This window comes from Lelliottia jeotgali (assembly GCF_016771845.1).
In the GTDB taxonomy this organism is placed as follows: domain Bacteria; phylum Pseudomonadota; class Gammaproteobacteria; order Enterobacterales; family Enterobacteriaceae; genus Enterobacter; species Enterobacter jeotgali.
Genome location: NZ_JAENMQ010000001.1, coordinates 181,489 through 200,933, shown reverse-complemented (window position 1 = coordinate 200,933; position 19,445 = coordinate 181,489). Strand labels below are relative to the sequence as shown.

At 58.4% G+C, this 19,445-nt stretch carries 16 protein-coding genes; 4 read left to right on the top strand and 12 right to left on the bottom strand.

Annotated features, from left to right (window positions below; translation table 11 throughout):
* Nucleotides 1–129 precede the first annotated feature (129 nt).
* From paaK to paaA, 11 genes are read right to left on the bottom strand one after another with little or no spacing between them, the layout of a single operon-like run.
* Complete coding sequence (gene paaK, locus JBO43_RS00955) at nt 130–1,449, bottom strand: phenylacetate--CoA ligase PaaK (RefSeq protein ID WP_095284264.1); 1,320 nt, start codon at nt 1,447–1,449, stop codon at nt 130–132.
* A 28-nt stretch (nt 1,450–1,477) separates the two neighbouring features.
* Nucleotides 1,478–2,683 carry a 3-oxoadipyl-CoA thiolase gene (pcaF, locus tag JBO43_RS00950; RefSeq protein ID WP_103946319.1) on the bottom strand — a complete coding sequence of 402 codons (1,206 nt, stop codon included), beginning with the start codon at nt 2,681–2,683 and terminating at the stop codon, nt 1,478–1,480.
* Nucleotides 2,683–3,105 (bottom strand): hydroxyphenylacetyl-CoA thioesterase PaaI, encoded by a 423-nt coding sequence (gene paaI / locus JBO43_RS00945; RefSeq protein WP_095281951.1) that lies wholly within the window; start codon nt 3,103–3,105, stop codon nt 2,683–2,685. Before paaI ends, pcaF begins: the two co-directional genes overlap by 1 nt.
* Nucleotides 3,095–4,522, bottom strand: coding sequence for a 3-hydroxyacyl-CoA dehydrogenase PaaH (gene paaH / locus JBO43_RS00940; RefSeq protein WP_202673510.1), 1,428 nt, complete (start codon nt 4,520–4,522; stop codon nt 3,095–3,097). Before paaH ends, paaI begins: the two co-directional genes overlap by 11 nt.
* A 1-nt stretch (nt 4,523) precedes the next feature.
* A complete protein-coding gene (paaG, locus tag JBO43_RS00935) occupies nt 4,524–5,312 on the bottom strand; it encodes a 2-(1,2-epoxy-1,2-dihydrophenyl)acetyl-CoA isomerase PaaG (protein ID WP_202673934.1) in 789 nt (262 codons plus the stop codon).
* Nucleotides 5,312–6,079 carry a 2,3-dehydroadipyl-CoA hydratase PaaF gene (gene paaF / locus JBO43_RS00930; protein WP_202673509.1) on the bottom strand — a complete coding sequence of 256 codons (768 nt, stop codon included), beginning with the start codon at nt 6,077–6,079 and terminating at the stop codon, nt 5,312–5,314. The genes paaG and paaF overlap by 1 nt, the downstream gene beginning before the upstream one ends.
* Nucleotides 6,076–7,146, bottom strand: a complete 1,071-nt coding sequence (gene paaE, locus JBO43_RS00925; RefSeq protein WP_202673508.1) for a 1,2-phenylacetyl-CoA epoxidase subunit PaaE — start codon at nt 7,144–7,146, stop codon at nt 6,076–6,078. The genes paaF and paaE overlap by 4 nt, the downstream gene beginning before the upstream one ends.
* Before the next feature lie 7 nt (nt 7,147–7,153).
* Complete coding sequence (gene paaD / locus JBO43_RS00920) at nt 7,154–7,651, bottom strand: 1,2-phenylacetyl-CoA epoxidase subunit PaaD (protein ID WP_095281946.1); 498 nt, start codon at nt 7,649–7,651, stop codon at nt 7,154–7,156.
* Between the two features lie 12 nt (nt 7,652–7,663).
* Nucleotides 7,664–8,410 (bottom strand): 1,2-phenylacetyl-CoA epoxidase subunit PaaC, encoded by a 747-nt coding sequence (gene paaC, locus JBO43_RS00915; RefSeq protein ID WP_202673507.1) that lies wholly within the window; start codon nt 8,408–8,410, stop codon nt 7,664–7,666.
* Nucleotides 8,411–8,418: 8 nt separating this feature from the next.
* Nucleotides 8,419–8,706: a 1,2-phenylacetyl-CoA epoxidase subunit PaaB gene (gene paaB, locus JBO43_RS00910; RefSeq protein ID WP_008502380.1), complete on the bottom strand. Its 288-nt coding sequence runs from the start codon at nt 8,704–8,706 to the stop codon at nt 8,419–8,421.
* 11 nt (nt 8,707–8,717) lie between these two features.
* Entirely contained in the window at nt 8,718–9,647 is a 930-nt protein-coding gene (paaA, locus tag JBO43_RS00905; protein WP_233210382.1) for a 1,2-phenylacetyl-CoA epoxidase subunit PaaA, read from the bottom strand.
* A gap of 284 nt (nt 9,648–9,931) precedes the next feature.
* On the opposite strand from paaA, the gene paaZ reads away from it, so the two are divergent.
* The 4 genes from paaZ to JBO43_RS00885 all read left to right on the top strand — a co-directional run bounded on the left by paaZ (nt 9,932) and on the right by JBO43_RS00885 (nt 17,847).
* Nucleotides 9,932–11,977 carry a phenylacetic acid degradation bifunctional protein PaaZ gene (paaZ, locus tag JBO43_RS00900; RefSeq protein ID WP_202673506.1) on the top strand — a complete coding sequence of 682 codons (2,046 nt, stop codon included), beginning with the start codon at nt 9,932–9,934 and terminating at the stop codon, nt 11,975–11,977.
* A gap of 275 nt (nt 11,978–12,252) precedes the next feature.
* The gene (gene tynA / locus JBO43_RS00895) at nt 12,253–14,526 is read left to right on the top strand and encodes a primary-amine oxidase (protein ID WP_202673505.1); all 2,274 of its coding nucleotides are present in this window, start codon (nt 12,253–12,255) and stop codon (nt 14,524–14,526) included.
* Between the two features lie 171 nt (nt 14,527–14,697).
* Nucleotides 14,698–16,674, top strand: coding sequence for an alkyl/aryl-sulfatase (locus JBO43_RS00890; RefSeq protein WP_202673504.1), 1,977 nt, complete (start codon nt 14,698–14,700; stop codon nt 16,672–16,674).
* A gap of 66 nt (nt 16,675–16,740) precedes the next feature.
* Nucleotides 16,741–17,847, top strand: a complete 1,107-nt coding sequence (locus JBO43_RS00885) for a GGDEF domain-containing protein (RefSeq protein WP_202673503.1) — start codon at nt 16,741–16,743, stop codon at nt 17,845–17,847.
* A 101-nt stretch (nt 17,848–17,948) separates the two neighbouring features.
* On the opposite strand, the gene JBO43_RS00880 is transcribed toward JBO43_RS00885, so the two are convergent.
* Nucleotides 17,949–19,427 (bottom strand): aldehyde dehydrogenase family protein, encoded by a 1,479-nt coding sequence (locus JBO43_RS00880; protein ID WP_202673933.1) that lies wholly within the window; start codon nt 19,425–19,427, stop codon nt 17,949–17,951.
* Between the last annotated feature and the right edge of the window lie 18 nt (nt 19,428–19,445).

Genomic DNA, 19,445 nt, shown 5'->3' with positions numbered 1-19,445 from the left:
ATAGCATAGAATTTTTACGCGCCAGCTCTCCCTCACCCTAACCCTCTCCCAAAGGGAGAGGGAACTGTCCGGTTTTCTCCCTCTCCCCTGGGGAGAGGGCCGGGGTGAGGGGCAAAAACCGCACCCTACCTACCCGTTCGCCGCCACCTTGCGCAGATCAAACACCCGACACGCCTTGCCTTCAGAGCGCGGAATGCTGCCGCAGTTGACGATTGTCACGTCGGTGGAGATCCCGACCATTGACTTAATACGATGACGCAACTGATGACATACCTGGCAGCGCTGTTCGTGGCTCAGCACCAGGCTGCTCTCTTTCAGCTCCACTTTCACTGAAAGTGAATCAAGATGGCCGCGGCGGTTCACTTCCAGCTGGTAATGCGGCGACAGATGCTCAAACTTAACAATCTCCTCTTCCAGCTGGGACGGGAAAACGTTCACGCCGCGAATGATCAGCATGTCATCGCTGCGTCCACTGATACGGTCCATGCGGCGCATGGTGCGCGCAGTGCCTGGCAGGAGACGCGTCAGGTCGCGGGTGCGATAGCGGATAACCGGCAACGCCTCTTTGGTGAGCGTGGTGAACAGCAGTTCGCCCTGCTGACCGTCGGCCAGCGGCGTGCCGTCGTTCGGATTGACGATTTCTGGATAGAAATGATCTTCCCAGATGGTCGGGCCGTCGGCGGTTTCGATGCACTCCATCGCCACGCCCGGTCCCATCACTTCAGACAGGCCGTAAATATCCAGGGCGGTGATCCCCAGGCGACGCTCGATCTCATGGCGCATCGCCAGGGTCCAGGGCTCCGCGCCAAAGACGCCGACGCGCAGGGAACATTGGCTGGCGTCGCCGCCCATCTGGCGCTCCAGCTCTTCAATCAGGTTAAGGCAGTAGGACGGCGTCACCATGATCATATCCGGCTGGAAATCGCGGATCAGCTGCGCCTGCTTCTCGGTCTGGCCACCGGACATCGGGATCACCGTCGCCCCTAAACGCTCGGCGCCGTAATGCGCGCCCAGCCCGCCGGTAAAGAGTCCGTAGCCATAAGCCACGTGAATTTTATCCTTGCGCGTGCCGCCGGCGGCGCGCAGAGAACGGGCGACAATATTGGCCCAGTTGTCGATATCGTTTTGCGTGTAGCCGACCACCGTCGGTTTACCCGTCGTGCCGGAGGACGCATGAATGCGCACCACCTGCTCCATCGGCACCGCGAAGGTATCGAACGGATAGTTATCCCGCAGATCCTGTTTGGTGGTGCACGGGAATTTATTGAGATCGCTTAACTCTTTGAAATCGTCAGGATGCACGCCCGCTGCGTCAAATTTGCGTTTGTACATTGGCACATTGTTGTAAGCATGCTTCAGCGTCCACTTCAGGCGTTCGGTTTGCAGCGCCTGTAATTCGTCCACGGAGGCAGTTTCAATTGCATCAAGTTGTGTTGTTGTCGTTGTCATTTTGTAGGGTACTCGCAGGTAGTTTTGCTCAAACACGCTCCAGGATCAGGGCAATGCCCTGGCCCACACCGATGCACATCGTACAAAGCGCGTAGCGCCCGTTGCGTCGATGCAATTCATTGCTGGCCGCCAGCACCAGTCGTGCACCGCTCATCCCCAGCGGATGGCCCAGGGCTATCGCGCCGCCGTTCGGGTTCACATGCGCGGCATCATCCGCTAACCCGAGCTGGCGCAGCACGCCCAGTGCCTGTGACGCAAAAGCTTCGTTGAGCTCAATCACGTCCATATCGTTAATGCTCAGACCCGCGCGCTCCAGCACTTTGCGTGTTGCCGGAACCGGGCCAAGCCCCATCAGTCGTGGTTCCACGCCCGCGCTGGCCATCGCCACGATACGCGCTCGCGGGGTTAATCCCTGCTGATGCGCCATCGCTTCGCTGGCGATAATCAGCGCCGCCGCGCCGTCGTTCACGCCAGAGGCGTTGCCCGCCGTCACCACGCCGTTTTTACGGAATGGGGTTTTCAGGGCGGAGAGCTGCTCAAGCGTGGTATCTCCACGCGGATGTTCATCGATCAGCACTTCGGTAATCGCGCCCTTTTTACCCGCGACGCTCACCGGCACGATTTCCTGCGCCAGAATCCCGTTCTGCTGGGCAATCGCCGTCCGCTGCTGACTGCGCAGCGCGAAGGCATCCTGATCGGCACGGCTGATATTTAACAATTCAGCTACATTCTCTGCCGTTTCGGGCATGCTGTCAGTTCCGTATTGCTGATGCATGAGCGGATTCACAAATCGCCAGCCAATGGTGGTATCAAACATCTCTGCCTGACGCTGGAACGGCGTGGTCGCTTTGCCCATCACGAACGGCGCACGGGACATGGATTCCACGCCACCGGCGATCAGCAGATCAGCATCGCCTGCTTTGATTGCTCGCGCGGCAAAACCAACGGCGTCAAGTCCGGAACCGCACAAACGATTGATGGTGGTGCCAGACACCGTCTGCGGGAATCCGGCCAGCAGCGCCGCCATACGCGCCACGTTACGGTTGTCTTCTCCGGCCTGATTTGCACAGCCGAAGATCACATCGTCAATACGTTCAGCGTCCAGGTGCGGATAGCGCGCCAGCAGCGCACGCAGCGGCACAGCCGCCAGATCGTCGGCGCGTACACCAGACAATGCACCGCCATAACGCCCCACCGGGGTACGAACACCATCACAGATAAATGCATCACGCATCAGGCTTCTCCTGTCACACTGCCACCAATGCGGTGCGATTTACCGCGAAACAAGGCGACTGTTTTTTGTTGTTGGTTAGTTATTTCGATGTCGTACACGCCGGTCAGTTTGCCCTGATGTTTTACGCGAGCGCTGGCGGTCAGCTTGTCTCCCGCAAAGCCAGGGCGCAGAAAATCAATGGTGCATGCCGAGGCCACAGCCGCCAGCCCCTGGCTGTTACAGGCGTAGGCGAAAGCCGTATCAGCCAGAGAGAACAGCTGTCCACCGTGGCAGGTTTTGTGACCGTTGAGCATCTGTGGGGTGATGGTCATCGTCACCACCGCGTACCCCTCGTCCATCTCTACAATATCGATCCCAAGCGCCTGCGCGCAGGCGTCGTTTTCATACATGGCGCGGGCGTTGTGCCAGGCGTTATGACTCATAGCTACTCTCCACAAGCGCACGCTGGCGCAGCAGTGAACACGGGCGATAGCGCTCTTCGCCGTAATGACGTTGCAGGTTTTCCAGTAGAATTAACAGGCGTTGCCATCCCAGACGTTCACCCCAGGCAATCGGCCCAACGGGATAGTTCACGCCCAGGCGCAGGGCGGTATCGATATCCTGTTCGCTGGCGACCCCTTTTTGCAGGGCATCCAGCGCTTCGTTGATAATCATCGCCACGGTGCGCCAGATTAGCAGGCCGGGATAATCCGTCATGTGCAGGACGCGTTTCCCCTGCTGCTGCAGGTGATAAATCGCTTTTTGCGTGGCAGAGTGTGGGTTGCTGGCGGCCGTCGCGATCACTACAACGTCACCGTCCATTCTGTCGACCACCACCACCGGGCGATTGAGGCGCAGAGCGAGACTTTGCGCGGTTTCGCCTGTGGTTTCTACCAGTAGCACCTCATCCAGCTCCGTGACACCGTCACTTCTTTTTTGCGCTGTTACCGGGCTGAAGGTCGCTCCGACCGGGGCAAGCCACTGCGCAGCAGGACGTTCGCCATGCCAGTCGTATACGCCCTGCCCGGTTTTCTTGCCCAGGCGTCCGCCGAGTACCAGCTCCTGCTGGACCAGCGACGGCAGGAAGCGGCGCTCCTGCCAGAATGCGTTAAACACCGAGCAGGTCACGGCGAAGTTAACATCCTGACCAATCAAGTCCGTCAGCTCCAGCGGCCCCATCGGGAAACCGCCGCCTTCGCGCAACGCGGCGTCGATGTCCTGCGCCGGGGCCACGTTTTCTTCCAGCGCACGCCAGGCTTCAGAGTAGAACGGACGCGCGACGCGGTTGACGATAAATCCCGGTGTGGACTGGCAGCGCACCGGCTGTTTGCCCCAGTTCAGCGCCAGCTCGCACAGCTGATCGGCCACTTCGCTGGAGGTCGCCAGTCCGCTGACCACTTCAACCAGTTTCATCACCGGCGCCGGGTTAAAGAAATGCAGCCCTGCGACGCGTTCCGGATGGCGCACGTCAGCAGCCACCGCCGTTATCGAAATCGACGACGTGTTACTGGTGAGCAGCGTCTGCGGGGGGCAGATTTCGCCCAGCTGTTTGAACAGCGCTTTTTTCACGTCGAGGCGTTCGGAGGCCGCTTCAATCACCAGATCGGCGGCGGCAAGGGCATGAATATCATTGACTGGCAGCAGACGCGCGACGATCTTCTCAAAGGCTTCAGCGGTCAGTTTTCCGCGTGCCACGCGGGATTCCAGCCGTGCACGAATCCCGTCGATGGCGCGGGCCACCACGTCAGAGGCGATGTCGTACACCAGCACCTGATGTCCGCTGCTGGCAGCTACTTCCGCGATCCCGGCGCCCATCGTGCCGCTGCCAATCACGGCGACGGTGTGAATTCTCATCGTCATCTCATTTCCCCGTGAAGTTCGGCGTGCGTTTAGCGAGGAATGCGCTAACGCCCTCGCGGTAGTCGTCGCTGCGCCCGGCCATACGCTGGTAATCGCGCTCCAGGTCGAGCTGTTCATCGAGCGTATTGGTTTCGGCGGCGTTCATTGCCTGTTTGATAAGACCTAAACCAAAGGTCGGTTGAGAGGCAAAATGGATAGCCAGTTTTTGCGCCGTGGAAGACAACTCTTCGTCATCGACCACCTGCCAGATCATCCCCCAGGCGTGGGCCTGTTCGGCGCTGAGTTTATCCCCCAGTAGCGCCAGTCCCATTGCCCGCGCCCGTCCGGCGACGCGCGGCAACAGCCAGGTGCCGCCGCAGTCAGGCACCAGACCCAGCTTGCTGAAGGCCATCATGAAATTCACTGAGCGGGCGGCGATCACCATGTCGCAGCCCAACGCTAATGTCGCACCAGCGCCAGCCGCCACGCCGTTGACGGCGGCAATGACTGGTTTCGGCAGTTTCGCCAGACGGCGCACCAGCGGGTTGTAAAAGGTTTCCACGGAATAGCCCAGATCCGGCGCGGGGCCGTTCGGGTCAACGTTGCGGTCATTCAGATCCTGACCGGCGCAAAAACCGCGCCCGGCTCCGGTGATCAGCAGGCAGCGGATGGTGTCATCCCGCTCGGCCTGTTTCAGGCACTCGGAAAGCTGCTGGTGCATCACATCGTTAAAGCTGTTCAGACGCCCCGGGCGGTTCAGCGTAATGGTCATCACGCCCTGCTCAACATGACTCAGAATAAATTCCACAATTAGCGTCCTTTAAAGTCGGGGGTGCGTTTTTGTAAGAAAGCGGCGATGCCTTCCCGCCTGTCTTCCGTGGCAGACAGCTGCGTAAACAGCTGGCGCTCCTGCATCAGACCGGCCTGCAAAGGCACTTCCTGCGACTGGCGCAGCGCTTGTTTCGCGGCCTGCAACGCCAGCGGCGAATGGCGCGCCATCAGCGCAGCCTGTTTCAGGGCATATTCCAGCACCAGATACGTCGGGAACACGTCGCTCACCAGCCCCGCCGCTTGCGCCTGCTGCGCGGTAATGCTTTCGCCCGTCAGCACCATTTTGCTGGCGAGAGATTTACCGACACTGCGAATCAAACGCTGAGTTCCGCCCGCGCCCGGCATAATGCCCAGCGTGATTTCCGGCAACCCAAACCGGGCGTTGTCGCCAGCAATCACCACGTCACATAAAAGCGCCAGTTCGCAGCCCGCGCCCAGCGCATAGCCGTTTACAGCGGCGATCAGCGGCTTGTTGAAGTTATTGATGCGCGCCCACAGCTGCGGGCGAATGTCGTTCAGGGTGGCGGGAAGATCTTTCTCCGCCATCTCATTGAGATCGGCCCCGGCGGCAAAGCAGCGCTCGTTGCCATAAATGACACAGGCGGAGATCTCGCCGTCCTGCGCGGCATTTTCCAGTGCTTCCGAGATTTGCGTCAGCAGCGCGTTGTTGAGAGCGTTGCGCGCCGCCGGACGATTCAGCGTCAGAAGCAGCACGCGGCCATGACGGGTAACAATCAGCTCGCTCATGCCATCCCCTTTGCGTCAAAGTCGACCACCACATCAGCGGTGAGCGGCAGCGCCTGGCAGCTCAATACGTAACCCGCCGCCAGTTCGTCCGGCTCGAGGCTGTAGTTGGTCGCCATATCCACTTTCCCGCGCAGCACTTTGCATTTACAGGTGGCGCAGACGCCGCCCTTGCAGGCGTACGGCAGGTCTGCCCCCTGACGCAGCGCCGCGTCGAGAATGCTTTCGTCGTCGGCGGTGAGCGTGATTTCACGGTCACGCCCGTCCTGACGCACGGTAACTTTTTGCCCCTGCGCATGCACTGTCGAGGCGCGTTTCACGCCGCTGCCTGGCGTGTTAAAGCGCTCCAGATGAATGGTTTTTTCCGGCATTCCCAGCGCTTTCAGCGCCAGTTCGGCGTCGTCCATCATCGCCGACGGGCCGCAGATAAAGGCTTCCTCAAACAGGCTGAAATCAATCAGGGTTTTCCCCAGCTGATGCAGTTTTTCGCCGTCGATACGCCCGTGCAGCAGGTCGCTGTCGAGCGTCTCCTGGCTGAAAATATTCACCAGTTGCAGACGCTGCGGGTATTTATCTTTCAGATCTGCCAGCGCCTGGCGGAACATCATGCTCTGGCTGCTGCGGTTGCCGTAGATAAGCGTAAAGTGGCTATCCGGCTCGACCAGCAGCGTGCTGGAGACAATCGCCAGCATCGGCGTAATGCCGGACCCGGCGGCGATCGCCAGATAGCGCCCGGCGCGTTCAGCCTGCGGCTGATAACCGAAGTGGCCCTGCGGCACCATAACCTCCAGCGCCATACCTTGTTTGATCTCATCGCGGGCATAGCGGGAGAAACGCCCGCCGTCGATGGCTTTCACCGCCACGCTAATTTCGCCCGGCGTCACACTACGGCAGATGGAATAACAGCGGCGTAACTCTTCTCCCGCCAGACGCGCTTTCAGCGTCAGATGCTGGCCGGGACGAAAACGATAAGCGTCCTGCAAAGTCTGTGGAACCGCGAAGGTAATGGTCACCGCATCGCGGGTTTCGGGTTCCACTTTTGCCACCGTTAAGGAATGAAACGTTGTCATGGCAACCTCAGATACATTTGAAATAGTCGAAAGGTTCACGGCAGGCGTTGCAGCGATAGAGCGCTTTGCAGGCCGTCGAACCAAATTCACTGATAACCGACGTGTCGGTGCTCGCGCAGCGCGGACAGGCCACTTCAGCAGGCACGTGGGCGTGACAGCTGTGGCCGACCGGCGGACTGATACCGTATTCACGCAGCCGTGTGCGGGCGTCGTCGGTCATCCAGTCGGTGGTCCAGGCCGGGTCGAGCTGGAGGACGATATGCACCGGCGTAAACCCGTGGGCGGTCATCGTCTCGCGAATGGCCCCCAGCAGATGCTCCGTCGCCGGACAGCCGGAATACGTCGGCGTAAAGCCAATCACCCAGCCGCCCGCCTGGGCAGAAACGCTGCGCACCATGCCCAAATCGGTGATGGTGAGCACCGGCACTTCCGGGTCCGGGATCTGGCTTAACAGGGACCAGATTTGCGGGATTTCCGCCGGGGCGATCTCAGCGAGACGTTGCATAGCGACCTCCTCTTACCACTGCTGACCAGGATACATGCGCTGGAGGTATTGCATCTCCGCCAGCATCGGTCCCAGATGTTCGGTGTGCAGCCCTTTTTTGCCGCCAGTGCGGTACGCCGCTTCTTGCGGGACCTGGAGGCAGGCCTGTTCAAACCCGGCAAACACTTCCGCTTCCCACTCGGCACGCAGTTCGCGCGGGTCAACGGCGATACCTTCGGCGATCAGCTGTTGTTCCAGCGCGTCGGCCTCGAACAGTTCGGCGGTGAAGCGCCACAAGGAGTCAATCGCCTGCTGCATTTTCTGCGCAGAAACGTCGGTGCCGTTGCCCAGACGCTCCAGCCAGCCACGGCTAAAGCGCAGGTGATAGCGTGCTTCTTTGATCGCTTTCGCGGCAATTGCCGCAATTTGCGCATCGCGGCTTTGGGTCAGACGGGTAAAGAGCGCCACGTGCCAGGCGTCGATGAAATACTGACGCACCAGGGTGTCGGCGAAGTTGCCGTTCGGCTGTTCCACCAGCAGCAGGTTGCAGAACTGGCGCTCGTCGCGACCAAAGGCCAGCGTGTCTTCGTCGCCGCTGCCTTCCAGTTCGGCGGCGTAGGTTAAGAAATTGCGCGCCTGCCCGAGCAGATCGAGGCCGATATTGGCCAGCGCCAGGTCGATCTCCAGCTCCGGTGCATGGCCGCACCACGCCCCGAGACGCTGGGAGAGGATCAGACAGTTATCGCCCAGGCGCAGGGCATATTGGGTAGTCGGTTTCATAGCCATCCTCACATGTGCTCGATGCCATCAGGGATGGTGTAAAACGTCGGATGGCGGTAAACCTTACTCTCCGCCGGGTCGAAAAATTCGCCGCGTTCTTCCGGCTGCGAGGCGACGATTTCGCTCGCCTTCACCACCCAGATCGAACAGCCTTCGCTGCGGCGGGTGTAGGCATCACGCGCGTTTTCCAGCGCCATGCGGTCGTCGGCGGCGTGCAGGCTGCCGACGTGACGGTGGGATAACCCCTGTTTGCTGCGGACAAAGACTTCATATAACGGCCAGTAGACATTGCTCATGTTAATTCCTCTTACGCGGCGGTGCGGGCGTGTTGTTTTTCTGCGTGCGCCAGTGCGGCTTCGCGCACCCACGCCCCTTCTTCCCAGGCTCTGTTTTTCGCGGCAAGGCGTTCGTGGTTGCACACGCCGCGCCCGTTAATCACTTCTTCAAATTCCTGCCAGTCGATTTCGCCGAAACGGTAGTGACCGCTCTCTTCGTCGAAATGCAGATCTGCATCCGGGACGGTCATGCCCAGCATTTCGACCTGCGAAACGGTGTTGTCGACGAAGCGCTGACGCAGTTCGTCATTGCCAAAACGTTTGATTTTCCACGCGAGGCTGCGGGCGCTGTTCGGGGAGTTGTCGTCGTTCGGCCCGAACATCATCAGGGCTGGCCACCAGAAACGGTTGATGGCGTCCTGCAACATCTGACGCTGAGATTCGCTGCCCTGCGCCAACACCATGCAGGCTTCAAAACCCTGGCGCTGATGGAAGCTCTCTTCTTTACAGATTTTCACCATTGCGCGGGCATACGGCCCGTAAGAGGTGCGGCATAGCGCCACCTGGTTAACGATGGCCGCGCCATCCACCAGCCAACCAATCACACCGATATCGGCCCAGCTCAGGGTCGGGTAGTTGAAGATCGAGGAGTATTTCATCTTGCCGTCGAGCATCTTCTGGTAGATGTCTTCCCGCGCGCAGCCCAGGGTTTCCGCCGCGCTGTAGAGATAGAGCCCGTGCCCTGCTTCGTCCTGCACCTTCGCCAGCAGAATCGCTTTGCGACGCAGCGTCGGGGCGCGGGTGATCCAGTTACCTTCCGGCAGCATGCCGACAATTTCGGAGTGCGCATGCTGACCAATCTGGCGGATCAGGGTTTTGCGGTAGGCGTCAGGCATCCAGTCTTGCGGCTCGATGGCTGTCTCCTGTGCGATGCGCTGCTCAAAGCGTTGTTCTTCCGTCACGTCGTCACCTTTATGATTCGTTAAATCGTTAATCATCGTTTAATGATGAATCACTTCGTTTCATAAAAGTTACACAAAGGTTAAATATAACCCCAAGGATTGTTTGTCTATTTTGTGATGCCGCTCGCAAGGCTTTTACACAAGGCCGCTCATAACGGGCAATGCGTACAGCGTGATTCATCTGACAAGATCACATTGTTAACAAATCATTAAAACATTGCTTGCTTTTTATGATTCATAATCAAACTATCTATAGTGAAATTACGTAACACTTGGAGAGAAAGATGCAGCAGTTAGCCAGCTTCTTATCCGGCATCTGGCAGTCTGGCCGGGGCCGCGAGCGCAACATTCATCACGCCATCAGCGGCGAAGCCCTGTGGGAAGTGACCAGTGAAGGCCTGGATATGGCGGCGGCGCGTCGCTTCGCCATCGAACGCGGGGGTGAATCACTTCACGCCATGACCTTTATCGAGCGCGCGGCAATGCTGAAAGCGGTCGCCAAACATCTGCTGAGCCAGAAAGAGCAGTTTTACGCCCTGTCGGCAGAAACCGGCGCGACCCGCGCGGACAGCTGGGTGGATATCGAAGGCGGTATCGGCACAATGTTTACCTACGCCAGCCTCGGTAGCCGTGAATTGCCGGACGACACTCTGTGGCCGGAAGACGAGTTGATCCCGCTGTCGAAAGAAGGCGGCTTTGCCGCGCGACACGTACTGACCTCCAAATCCGGCGTGGCGGTGCATATCAACGCCTTTAACTTCCCCTGCTGGGGGATGCTGGAAAAACTGGCCCCGACCTGGCTTGCCGGGATGCCTGCGATCATCAAGCCGGCGACGGCTACCGCGCAGGTGACGCAGGCGATGGTGAAATCCATCGTCGATAGCGGTCTGGTGCCGGAGGGTGCGATCAGCCTGATCTGCGGCGGTGCGGGCGACCTGCTCAATCATCTCGACAGTCAGGACGTGGTGACCTTTACCGGCTCCGCCTCCACCGGCCAGATGCTGCGCGTCCACCCAAATATCGTCGGCAAATCCATTCCGTTCACGATGGAAGCGGATTCCCTGAACTGCTGCGTGCTCGGCGAAGATGTGACCCCGGAACAGCCGGAGTTTGCCCTGTTTATCCGTGAAGTGGTGCGGGAGATGACCGCCAAAGCCGGACAAAAATGTACTGCCATTCGCCGCATCATCGTCCCGCAGGGGCAAATTGAGGCGGTGAGCCAGGCGCTGATTGCGCGTCTTGAGAAAGTGGTGGTCGGCAATCCGGCGCAGGAAGGCGTCAAAATGGGGGCGCTGGTCAACGCCGAACAGCGTGCCGACGTGCAGGAAAAAGTGGATCTGCTGGTCGAGGCGGGCTGCCAGATTCGCCTCGGTGGCAAAGCCGATCTGCAGGCCGCCGGGGCATTCTTCCCGCCGACGCTGCTGTTCTGCCCGCACCCGGACGAGTCCCCTGCCGTTCATGCTACCGAAGCCTTTGGCCCGGTCGCCACGCTGATGCCGTATCGCGACGCGGAACATGCTATGACCCTGGTGCGCGCCGGTGAAGGTAGCCTGGCGGGTACGCTGGTCACCGCTGATTCGCGTATCGCCCGGCAGTTTATTTCCGGCGCGGCGCGTGCCCACGGGCGTATTCAGATCCTCAACGAAGAGTCAGCAAAAGAGTCTACCGGCCACGGCTCCCCGCTGCCGCAGCTGGTTCACGGCGGTCCGGGTCGAGCAGGCGGTGGTGAAGAGCTGGGCGGTTTGCGCGCGGTGAAACACTATCTGCAACGCACCGCGATCCAGGGCAGCCCGTCGATGCTGGCCGCCATCAGCCAGCAGTGGGTACGTGGCGCGCAGGTGCAAGAGGACCGCATTCATCCGTTCCGCAAATACTTCGAAGAGTTGCAGCCGGGCGACAGCCTGCTGACTCCGCGTCGCACCATGACCGAAGCGGATATCGTTAATTTTGCCTGCCTGAGCGGGGATCATTTCTACGCCCACATGGACAAAATTGGCGCAGCGGAGTCGATCTTCGGTGAGCGCGTGGTCCACGGTTACTTTGTGATTTCTGCCGCCGCTGGCCTGTTTGTTGATGCAGGCGTCGGACCGGTGATCGCCAACTACGGCATGGAAAACTTGCGCTTTATCGAGCCAGTGAAACCGGGCGATACCATCCAGGTACGTCTGACCTGCAAGCGTAAAACCCTCAAGAAACAGCGCACGGCAGAAGAGAAACCGACTGGCGTGGTCGAATGGGCGGTTGAAGTGTTCAATCAGCACCAGCAGCCCGTCGCGCTGTACTCCATTCTGACGCTCGTGGCTCGCCAGCAGGGCGATTTCACCGACTGATCCGTTCTTTTTACCGGGAAGGTCCCTTCCCGGTTTTTAATTTGGCAAACATGACAAAACGCCTGGCAGGTGCAGGCAAACAGTTTGCGCCCGCTCCTGCCAGGATAAGGCTGCACAACACTCAATATACCCTAAATAATTCGAGTTGCAGGAAGGCGGCAAGCTTGAGAATCCCCAGTCACTTACTCTAGTAAGTGACTGGGGTGAGCAGGCGCAGCCAACGCACATGCAACTCGAAGTATGACGGGTATAACACAATAATTATGAGGTCAACGATGGGAAGCCCTTCTTCTTTTTCTGCCCGTAAAACGGCACTGGCCGTGGCAGTCGCGTTGTTATGCTCCTGGCAGTCACCGGTTTTCGCCCACGGCGGCGAAGCGCATATGGTTCCAATGGACAAGACACTTGCTGACTTTGGCGCTGATGTGCAGTGGGACGATTACGCTCAGATGTTTACTCTCACCAAAGACGGTGCCTTTGTGAAGGTCAAACCGGGCGCGAAAACCGCCATCGTCAACGGCAAACCGCTCACACTGCAGGTGCCGGTGGTGATGAAAGGTAAAAAAGCGTTTATCTCCGACACCTTCATCAATGATGTGTTCCAGTCGGGGCTTGATCAGACCTTCCAGGTGGAGAAGCACCCGCACCCGCTGAACGCGTTGACCGCAGACGAAATTAAACAAGCCGTCGAGATCGTCAAAACCTCGGCGGATTTTAAACCCAATACCCGTTTTACCCAGATCGCGCTGGCGGAACCTGAAAAGGCCAAAGTGTGGGATTTCGTGCTGAACGGCACGGTGGTTGATAGCCCGCGCCAGGCGAACGTCACCATGCTCGATGGCAAACACGTTATCGAAAGCGTGGTTGACCTGAAGGACAAAAAAGTCGTGAGCTGGACGCCAGTCAACGACGCTCACGGCATGGTCCTGCTGGATGATTTCACCTCCGTGCAGCAGATCATCATGGCGAGCCCGGAATACGCCGAGGCGCTGAAAAAACACGGCGTGACCGATCCTAAGAAAGTGATTGGCACCCCGCTCACCGTCGGCTATTTTGACGGTAAAGACGGTTTGAAACAGGAAGATCGCCTGCTGAAAGTGGTCAGCTATCTGGATACCGGCGACGGCAACTACTGGGCGCACCCGATTGAAAACCTGGTGGCGGTCGTCGATCTTGAACAGAAAAAAATCATCAAAATTGAAGAAGGCCCGGTGGTTCCTGTGCCCATGCTCGCCCGTCCGTATGATGGTCGCGACCGCATTGCTCCGGTGAAAAAACCGCTGGAAATCAGTGAGCCAGAAGGTAAGAACTACACTATCACCGGCGACATGATCCACTGGCAGAACTGGGACTTCCACCTGAGCCTCGATTCTCGCGTCGGGCCGATTATCTCCACCGTGACCTACAACGATAACGGCAAAAAACGCCAGGTGATGTATCAGGGTTCACTCGGCGGGATGATTGTGCCGTACGGCGACCCGGACGTGGGCTGGTACTTTAAAGCCTATCTTGATTCCGGTGACTATGGCATGGGCACCCTGACCTCGCCGCTGGTGCGCGGCAAAGACGCGCCGTCGAACGCGGTGATGCTCAACGAAACCATTCCGGATTACACCGGTGCGCCGATGGAGATCCCGCGCGCGATTGCCGTCTTTGAACGCTACGCCGGGCCGGAATATAAACATCAGGAGATGGGCCAGCCGAACGTCAGCACCGAGCGCCGCGAACTGGTGGTACGCTGGGTCAGTACCGTCGGTAACTACGACTATATCTTTGACTGGATTTTCCACGAAAACGGCACCATCGGCATCGATGCGGGGGCAACTGGCATCGAAGCGGTGAAAGGCGTGCAGGCGAAAACCATGCACGACCCGAGCGCCAAAGACGACACCAAATACGGCACCCTGATCGATCACAACATCGTCGGGACCACCCACCAGCATATCTACAACTTCCGTCTGGATATGGACGTGGATGGCACCAACAACCGTCTGGTGGCGATGGACCCGGAAGTGAAACCCAACACCGCCGGTGGCCCGCGCACCAGTACCATGCAGATCAATCAGTACAACATCGATACCGAACAGCAGGCCGCGCAGAAGTTTGACCCAGGCACCATTCGACTGCTGAGTAATACCAGCAAAGAGAACCGCATGGGCAACCCGGTGTCGTACCAGATTATCCCTTATGCGGGCGGCACTCATCCGGTCGCCACCGGTGCGAAATTCGCCCCGGACGAATGGATTTACCATCGCCTGAGCTTTATGGATAAACAACTGTGGGTGACGCGCTACCATCCGAACGAGATGTATCCGGAAGGCAAATTCCCGAACCGTTCGATTCACGACAGCGGTCTGGGCAAGTACAGTAAGGATAACGAATCCATTGATAATCAGGATGATGTGGTGTGGATGACCACCGGGACCACCCACGTGGCGCGCGCCGAAGAGTGGCCGATTATGCCAACAGAGTGGGTCCACACCCTGCTCAAACCGTGGAACTTCTTCGACGAGACGCCAACGCTTGGCAAGAAGAAGGACGAGAAGTAATTACCAAGGCCGGGAACTCCCCGGCCTGTTTATTTCATTCACTTGCCGAATGAGTTAGCCCGATTATAGTTAGTCATGCCTCCCCGCATTATTTTCATCTCTTGAACCATTTTTCAGCCAGGACACGAAGTTTCACACGCAACGTCGTACTTACTTCTGAGAGGTTTTAGAATGAGATTGAACGCCATAGCCACCAGCCTCGCACTGGCGGGACTGTTTATTTCCTTCAGCCCGAACGCCCTAGCGGCAGAAGCGCCTAAGGACGCCACTGCCGCCACCCAACAGGCCAATAACGCCCTCTACAGCCAGCTCCCGTTTGACGACAACACCGATTTTACCGATGCCCACAAAGGCTTTATCGCCCCGATCCCTCAGGACGTGATTAAAGGGGAACAAGGGAATGTGGTCTGGAATCCACAGCAATACGCCTTTATTAAAGAAGGCGATAAAGCGCCGGATTCCGTCAACCCCAGTTTATGGCGTCAGGCGCAGCTGATTAATATCAGCGGTTTATTTGAAGTCACCGATGGGGTGTATCAGATCCGTAATCTCGATCTGTCGAATATGACGATTATTGAAGGTAAAGAAGGCGTCACCGTCGTTGACCCGCTGGTCTCTGCTGAAACAGCGAAAGTCGGGATGGATCTCTATTTTAAAAATCGCGGTCAAAAACCGGTGGTAGCCGTGATTTATACCCACAGCCACGTGGACCATTACGGCGGCGTGCGCGGCGTGGTGGATGAAGCGGATGTGAAAGCGGGCAAAGTGAAGATTTATGCACCCGCCGGATTTATGGAAGCCGCCGTCGCAGAAAACATCATGGCCGGTAACGTGATGAGCCGCCGCGCCAGCTATATGTACGGTAACTTGCTGAAACCCGACGCCAAAGGTCAGGTGGGTGCCGGGCTGGGAACCACCACCTCTGCCGGGAACGTCACGCTGATCGCTCCGACCAATATCATTGAAAAAGACGGCCAGAAAGAGGTGATCGATGGCCTGACCTATGACTTCATGCTGGCACCGGGTTCGGAAGCGCCGTCGGAAATGCTGTGGTATATCGAAGAGAAAAAACTGATCGAATCTGCTGAGGATGTCACCCATACCCTGCACAACACCTACTCTCTGCGCGGGGCCAAAATCCGCGAGCCGCTGCCGTGGTCAAAATACATCAACGAGGCGATTGTCCGCTGGGGTGACAAAGCCGAGATCATCATGGCCCAGCACCACTGGCCGACCTGGGGCAATGACAACGTGGTCAAGCTGCTGAAAAGCCAGCGTGACCTCTATCGTTACATCAACGACCAGACCCTGCGCATGGCCAACGAGGGGCTGACGCGCGACGAAATCGCCGCCAACTTCAAACTGCCTGATTCGCTGGCCCACACCTGGGCAAACCGCGGCTACTACGGTTCCGTCAGCCATGACGTGAAAGCCACCTACGTGCTTTATCTCGGCTGGTTTGACGGCAACCCGGCAACGCTCGACGAACTGCCGCCAGAAGAAGGCGCGAAGAAATTTGTCGAGTACATGGGCGGTGCCGATGCGATTTTGCAGAAAGCTAAAACCGACTTTGACCAGGGGAACTATCGCTGGGTGGCGCAGGTGGTCAGCAAAGTGGTGTTTGCCGATCCGAATAACCAGGCGGCGCGCAATCTGGAGGCCGATGCACTGGAACAGCTCGGTTATCAGGCAGAATCTGGCCCGTGGCGTAATTTCTATCTGACCGGCGCGCAGGAGTTACGCAATGGCGTGCAGAAACTGCCAACGCCGAACACCGCCAGCCCGGATACCGTGCGCGCCATGACGCCAGAGATGTTCTTCGACTATCTGGCGGTGCATATCAACGGGGAAAAAGCCGGGGATGCGAAGTCCGTGTTTAACATCGATCTCGGCAGCGACGGCGGAAAATACAAGCTCGAGCTGGAAAACGGCGTGCTTAACCACACGGCCAATACCGAAGCAAAAGACGCGGACACGACCATTGCACTCAACCGCGACACGCTGAATAAAATCATCCTCAAAGAAGTGACGCTGAAACAGGCACAGGACAGCGGCGACGTGAAAGTGACCGGTGATGGCGCTAAACTGGATCAGATGCTGGGCTATATGGATAAGTTTGAATTCTGGTTCAACATTGTGACACCGTAACCTTTCCGGCAGGCAGGCCGTTGAGCGGCCTGCCTGCCGGCTCTCTTCTTCTAACACAGTGAATGTATGGAAAAACGTCACCCTTTCTCTTCTGAACTGACCTCATGGCCGACCCGCCAGGCGATGGTCTCTCGCGGTCTGACCATCAACATGCCGTGGCTGGCGTTCGTGCACGTCAGCTTTGCGCTGATGATTTTGCTGCGTAACACGCTGGTACACAATTTCGACCCCGCCCATGTATCCGGGCAGCAGATTTCGTCCCTGGTCGATGCTGCAATGCTCGGGGTAATCGCCCTGTCGGCGGCGCTGATTGTCATGAGCTGGCGGCATATTACCGGGATTAGCCTGGTGCTGTTCACCTCAGGGCTGCTGTGGGCGCTGTGCTGCTACTGGTTTATCGTTGACTGGCAACTTCCGCATGCCTGGCCCCTGTGCACCATTCTGTTATTGACCGCCGTCACCGCGCTCTATTTCTATCCCGTGGGATTGCTCTCCAGCGTGCTCCCGCTGTGGTTTACCCTGCCGATCGCCAGCGTGGTGCTCAATCACGGGTTAAATATGCGCTTCGCGGCGGTGTGGATTGTCTTTACGCTGATCCTGATTTGCGGGCGTTTTATTCTTCTGCGCTGGTTCGACGAAGCCTGGCAGCGCAACCAGCAAAACCAGCTGCTGATCGCTCGTCTCGACGCCCTGGCGCATCAGGACCCGCTGACCGAAACTGCCAACCGGCGTGAGATGGAAAACGTGCTGGAACGCGCCGTGAGCCAGGGAAAATCCTTCACGCTTCTGATGCTTGATGTGGATTACTTCAAGCTTTACAACGACGCTTACGGGCATCAGGCGGGCGATGAGTGTCTGGTGCGGGTGGCGCAGGCGCTGAAAGCGTCGGTGCGCACGCCGGAAGATCTGGTATCGCGCTACGGCGGCGAGGAGTTTTTGTTGATCCTGTTTGATTGCCCGCCCGATGCGGCCGATCAGGTGGCGCAGCGCATTCAGGCGAATTTACGCCAGGCCGCGATTGTGCATAAGGCGTCAAAGGTGAGCGAATACGTCACCGCCAGTATGGGCATTGCAGGAATGACGGCGGGATTAACCGCCGACGAGATGGTGGCGCAGGCGGATGCGGCGTTGTATCGGGCAAAGGAAGGTGGGCGCAATCGTTGGTCACGTTGAAGCTTTTGCGGTTTGATGCACTCACCCCAACCCTCTCCCGCAGGGAGAGGGAGCCGAATGTGTAGGCCGGATAAGGCAAAGCCGCCATCCGGCAAAAACAACTAGTACCGCACACACACCGACTTGGTTTCGCACCAGCCGTCCAGCCAGTCCGGGCCGAAATCTCGCCCGGTGCCGGACTGTTTCATGCCGCCGAACGGCAGGTTGGCGTCGATCAGCGTATGGCTATTCACCCATACGGTACCGGCCTGAAGTCGGTCCGTATACTCCAGCGCTTTACTGATATTTTGCGTCCAGACGCTGGCCGTCAGGCCGTATTCCGTATCGTTCGCCAGATGTAACGCCTCTTCACCATCAGACACGCGCACCAGATTCACCACCGGGCCAAATACCTCTTCGCGGGTCAGGCGCAGGCTGGCATCCGGGTTGACCACCAGCGTAGGCGCAACGTAGTAGCCCTGCTTGTCCGGGCCGCTGTTGCCGGGAATCAGCTCGGCGTTGCGGGATTGCGCTTCGTTGAGGAAGCTTTGCACTTTGTCGCAGTGGGCGCGGGAGACGAGCGGGTTGATGTGCGCCGTCGGCGACATGCCTGGCCCGACGCTCAGGGATTTCACCGCTTGCTCAAAGTGACTCACCAGAGTATCGAAAAGCGGCGCTTCGATGTAAATGCGCGAACTTGCGGCACACACCTGCCCCTGATTGAGGAAACTGCCGGTCATCAGCCCTTCCACCACCCACGCCGGATCGGCATCTTTCAGCACGATCGCCGGATTTTTACCGCCCAGCTCCAGCGTCACGCCCGTTAGCGTATCGGCAGCGACGCGCGCAATCTGTTTGCCGGTCGCGGTTGACCCGGTAAAACTGACCTTGGCGATATGCGGATGCGAGGTCAATGCCGCGCCGCACACTGCACCGCTGCCGGTGACGACGTTAAATACACCATCAGGAACGCCCGCTTCGCTTGCCAGCTCAGCCACGCGCAGCAGCGTCAGCGGCGTGGTTTCGGACGGTTTAATCACAATGGAACAGCCCGCGGCCAGCGCTGGCATCACTTTCCACATGCCGATCAGCAGCGGGAAGTTCCACGGCACAATACCGGCGACCACGCCAACCGGCTCTTTACGGGTCCACGCCTGATAGCGCGCGCCCTGTGGCATCGGAATGGAGAGGTCCAGGGTTTTCCCGGCAATTTTGGTGGTCAGCCCGGCGGTGTAGCGCATCCAGTTCAGCGTGCAGCCCACTTCAAAAGCGCGAGAAATATTAATTGATTTACCCTGCTCCAGAGTTTCGAGCTGTGCGAGTTCTTCCGTGTTCTGCTCAACCAGATCGGCAAAACGCAGCAAAATACGTTCACGCTCGGCAGGCAGTTTCCCCGCCCAGCTGCGGGAGACAAACGCACGCCAGCCGGACATTACCGCGCGATCCACATCGCTCACGCTTGCATCTGCCGTAGAGGCAATCATTTCACCCGTGGCCGGGTTGAAGATATTCAGGCGTTTTTCACTTTCAGAAGCGGACTGACGGCCCTCAATCCACAGGCCATGTTGGCGGTCTAAAAACTGCTGCACGCTCGGCAGAATGGCGGTCTGTGTCTAAGA

What these genes read in the sequence shown, in the direction of transcription:
- paaC (WP_202673507.1), bottom strand. Translation starts at nt 8,410, where the DNA reads ATGAAACCGACTACCCAATATGCCCTGCGCCTGGGCGATAACTGTCTG.
- paaZ (WP_202673506.1), top strand. Translation starts at nt 9,932, where the DNA reads ATGCAGCAGTTAGCCAGCTTCTTATCCGGCATCTGGCAGTCTGGCCGG.
- paaH (WP_202673510.1), bottom strand. Translation starts at nt 4,522, where the DNA reads ATGACGATGAGAATTCACACCGTCGCCGTGATTGGCAGCGGCACGATG.
- paaE (WP_202673508.1), bottom strand. Translation starts at nt 7,146, where the DNA reads ATGACAACGTTTCATTCCTTAACGGTGGCAAAAGTGGAACCCGAAACC.
- paaK (WP_095284264.1), bottom strand. Translation starts at nt 1,449, where the DNA reads ATGACAACGACAACAACACAACTTGATGCAATTGAAACTGCCTCCGTG.
- paaD (WP_095281946.1), bottom strand. Translation starts at nt 7,651, where the DNA reads ATGCAACGTCTCGCTGAGATCGCCCCGGCGGAAATCCCGCAAATCTGG.
- paaI (WP_095281951.1), bottom strand. Translation starts at nt 3,105, where the DNA reads ATGAGTCATAACGCCTGGCACAACGCCCGCGCCATGTATGAAAACGAC.
- tynA (WP_202673505.1), top strand. Translation starts at nt 12,253, where the DNA reads ATGGGAAGCCCTTCTTCTTTTTCTGCCCGTAAAACGGCACTGGCCGTG.
- JBO43_RS00890 (WP_202673504.1), top strand. Translation starts at nt 14,698, where the DNA reads ATGAGATTGAACGCCATAGCCACCAGCCTCGCACTGGCGGGACTGTTT.
- paaF (WP_202673509.1), bottom strand. Translation starts at nt 6,079, where the DNA reads ATGAGCGAGCTGATTGTTACCCGTCATGGCCGCGTGCTGCTTCTGACG.
- pcaF (WP_103946319.1), bottom strand. Translation starts at nt 2,683, where the DNA reads ATGCGTGATGCATTTATCTGTGATGGTGTTCGTACCCCGGTGGGGCGT.
- JBO43_RS00885 (WP_202673503.1), top strand. Translation starts at nt 16,741, where the DNA reads ATGGAAAAACGTCACCCTTTCTCTTCTGAACTGACCTCATGGCCGACC.
- paaB (WP_008502380.1), bottom strand. Translation starts at nt 8,706, where the DNA reads ATGAGCAATGTCTACTGGCCGTTATATGAAGTCTTTGTCCGCAGCAAA.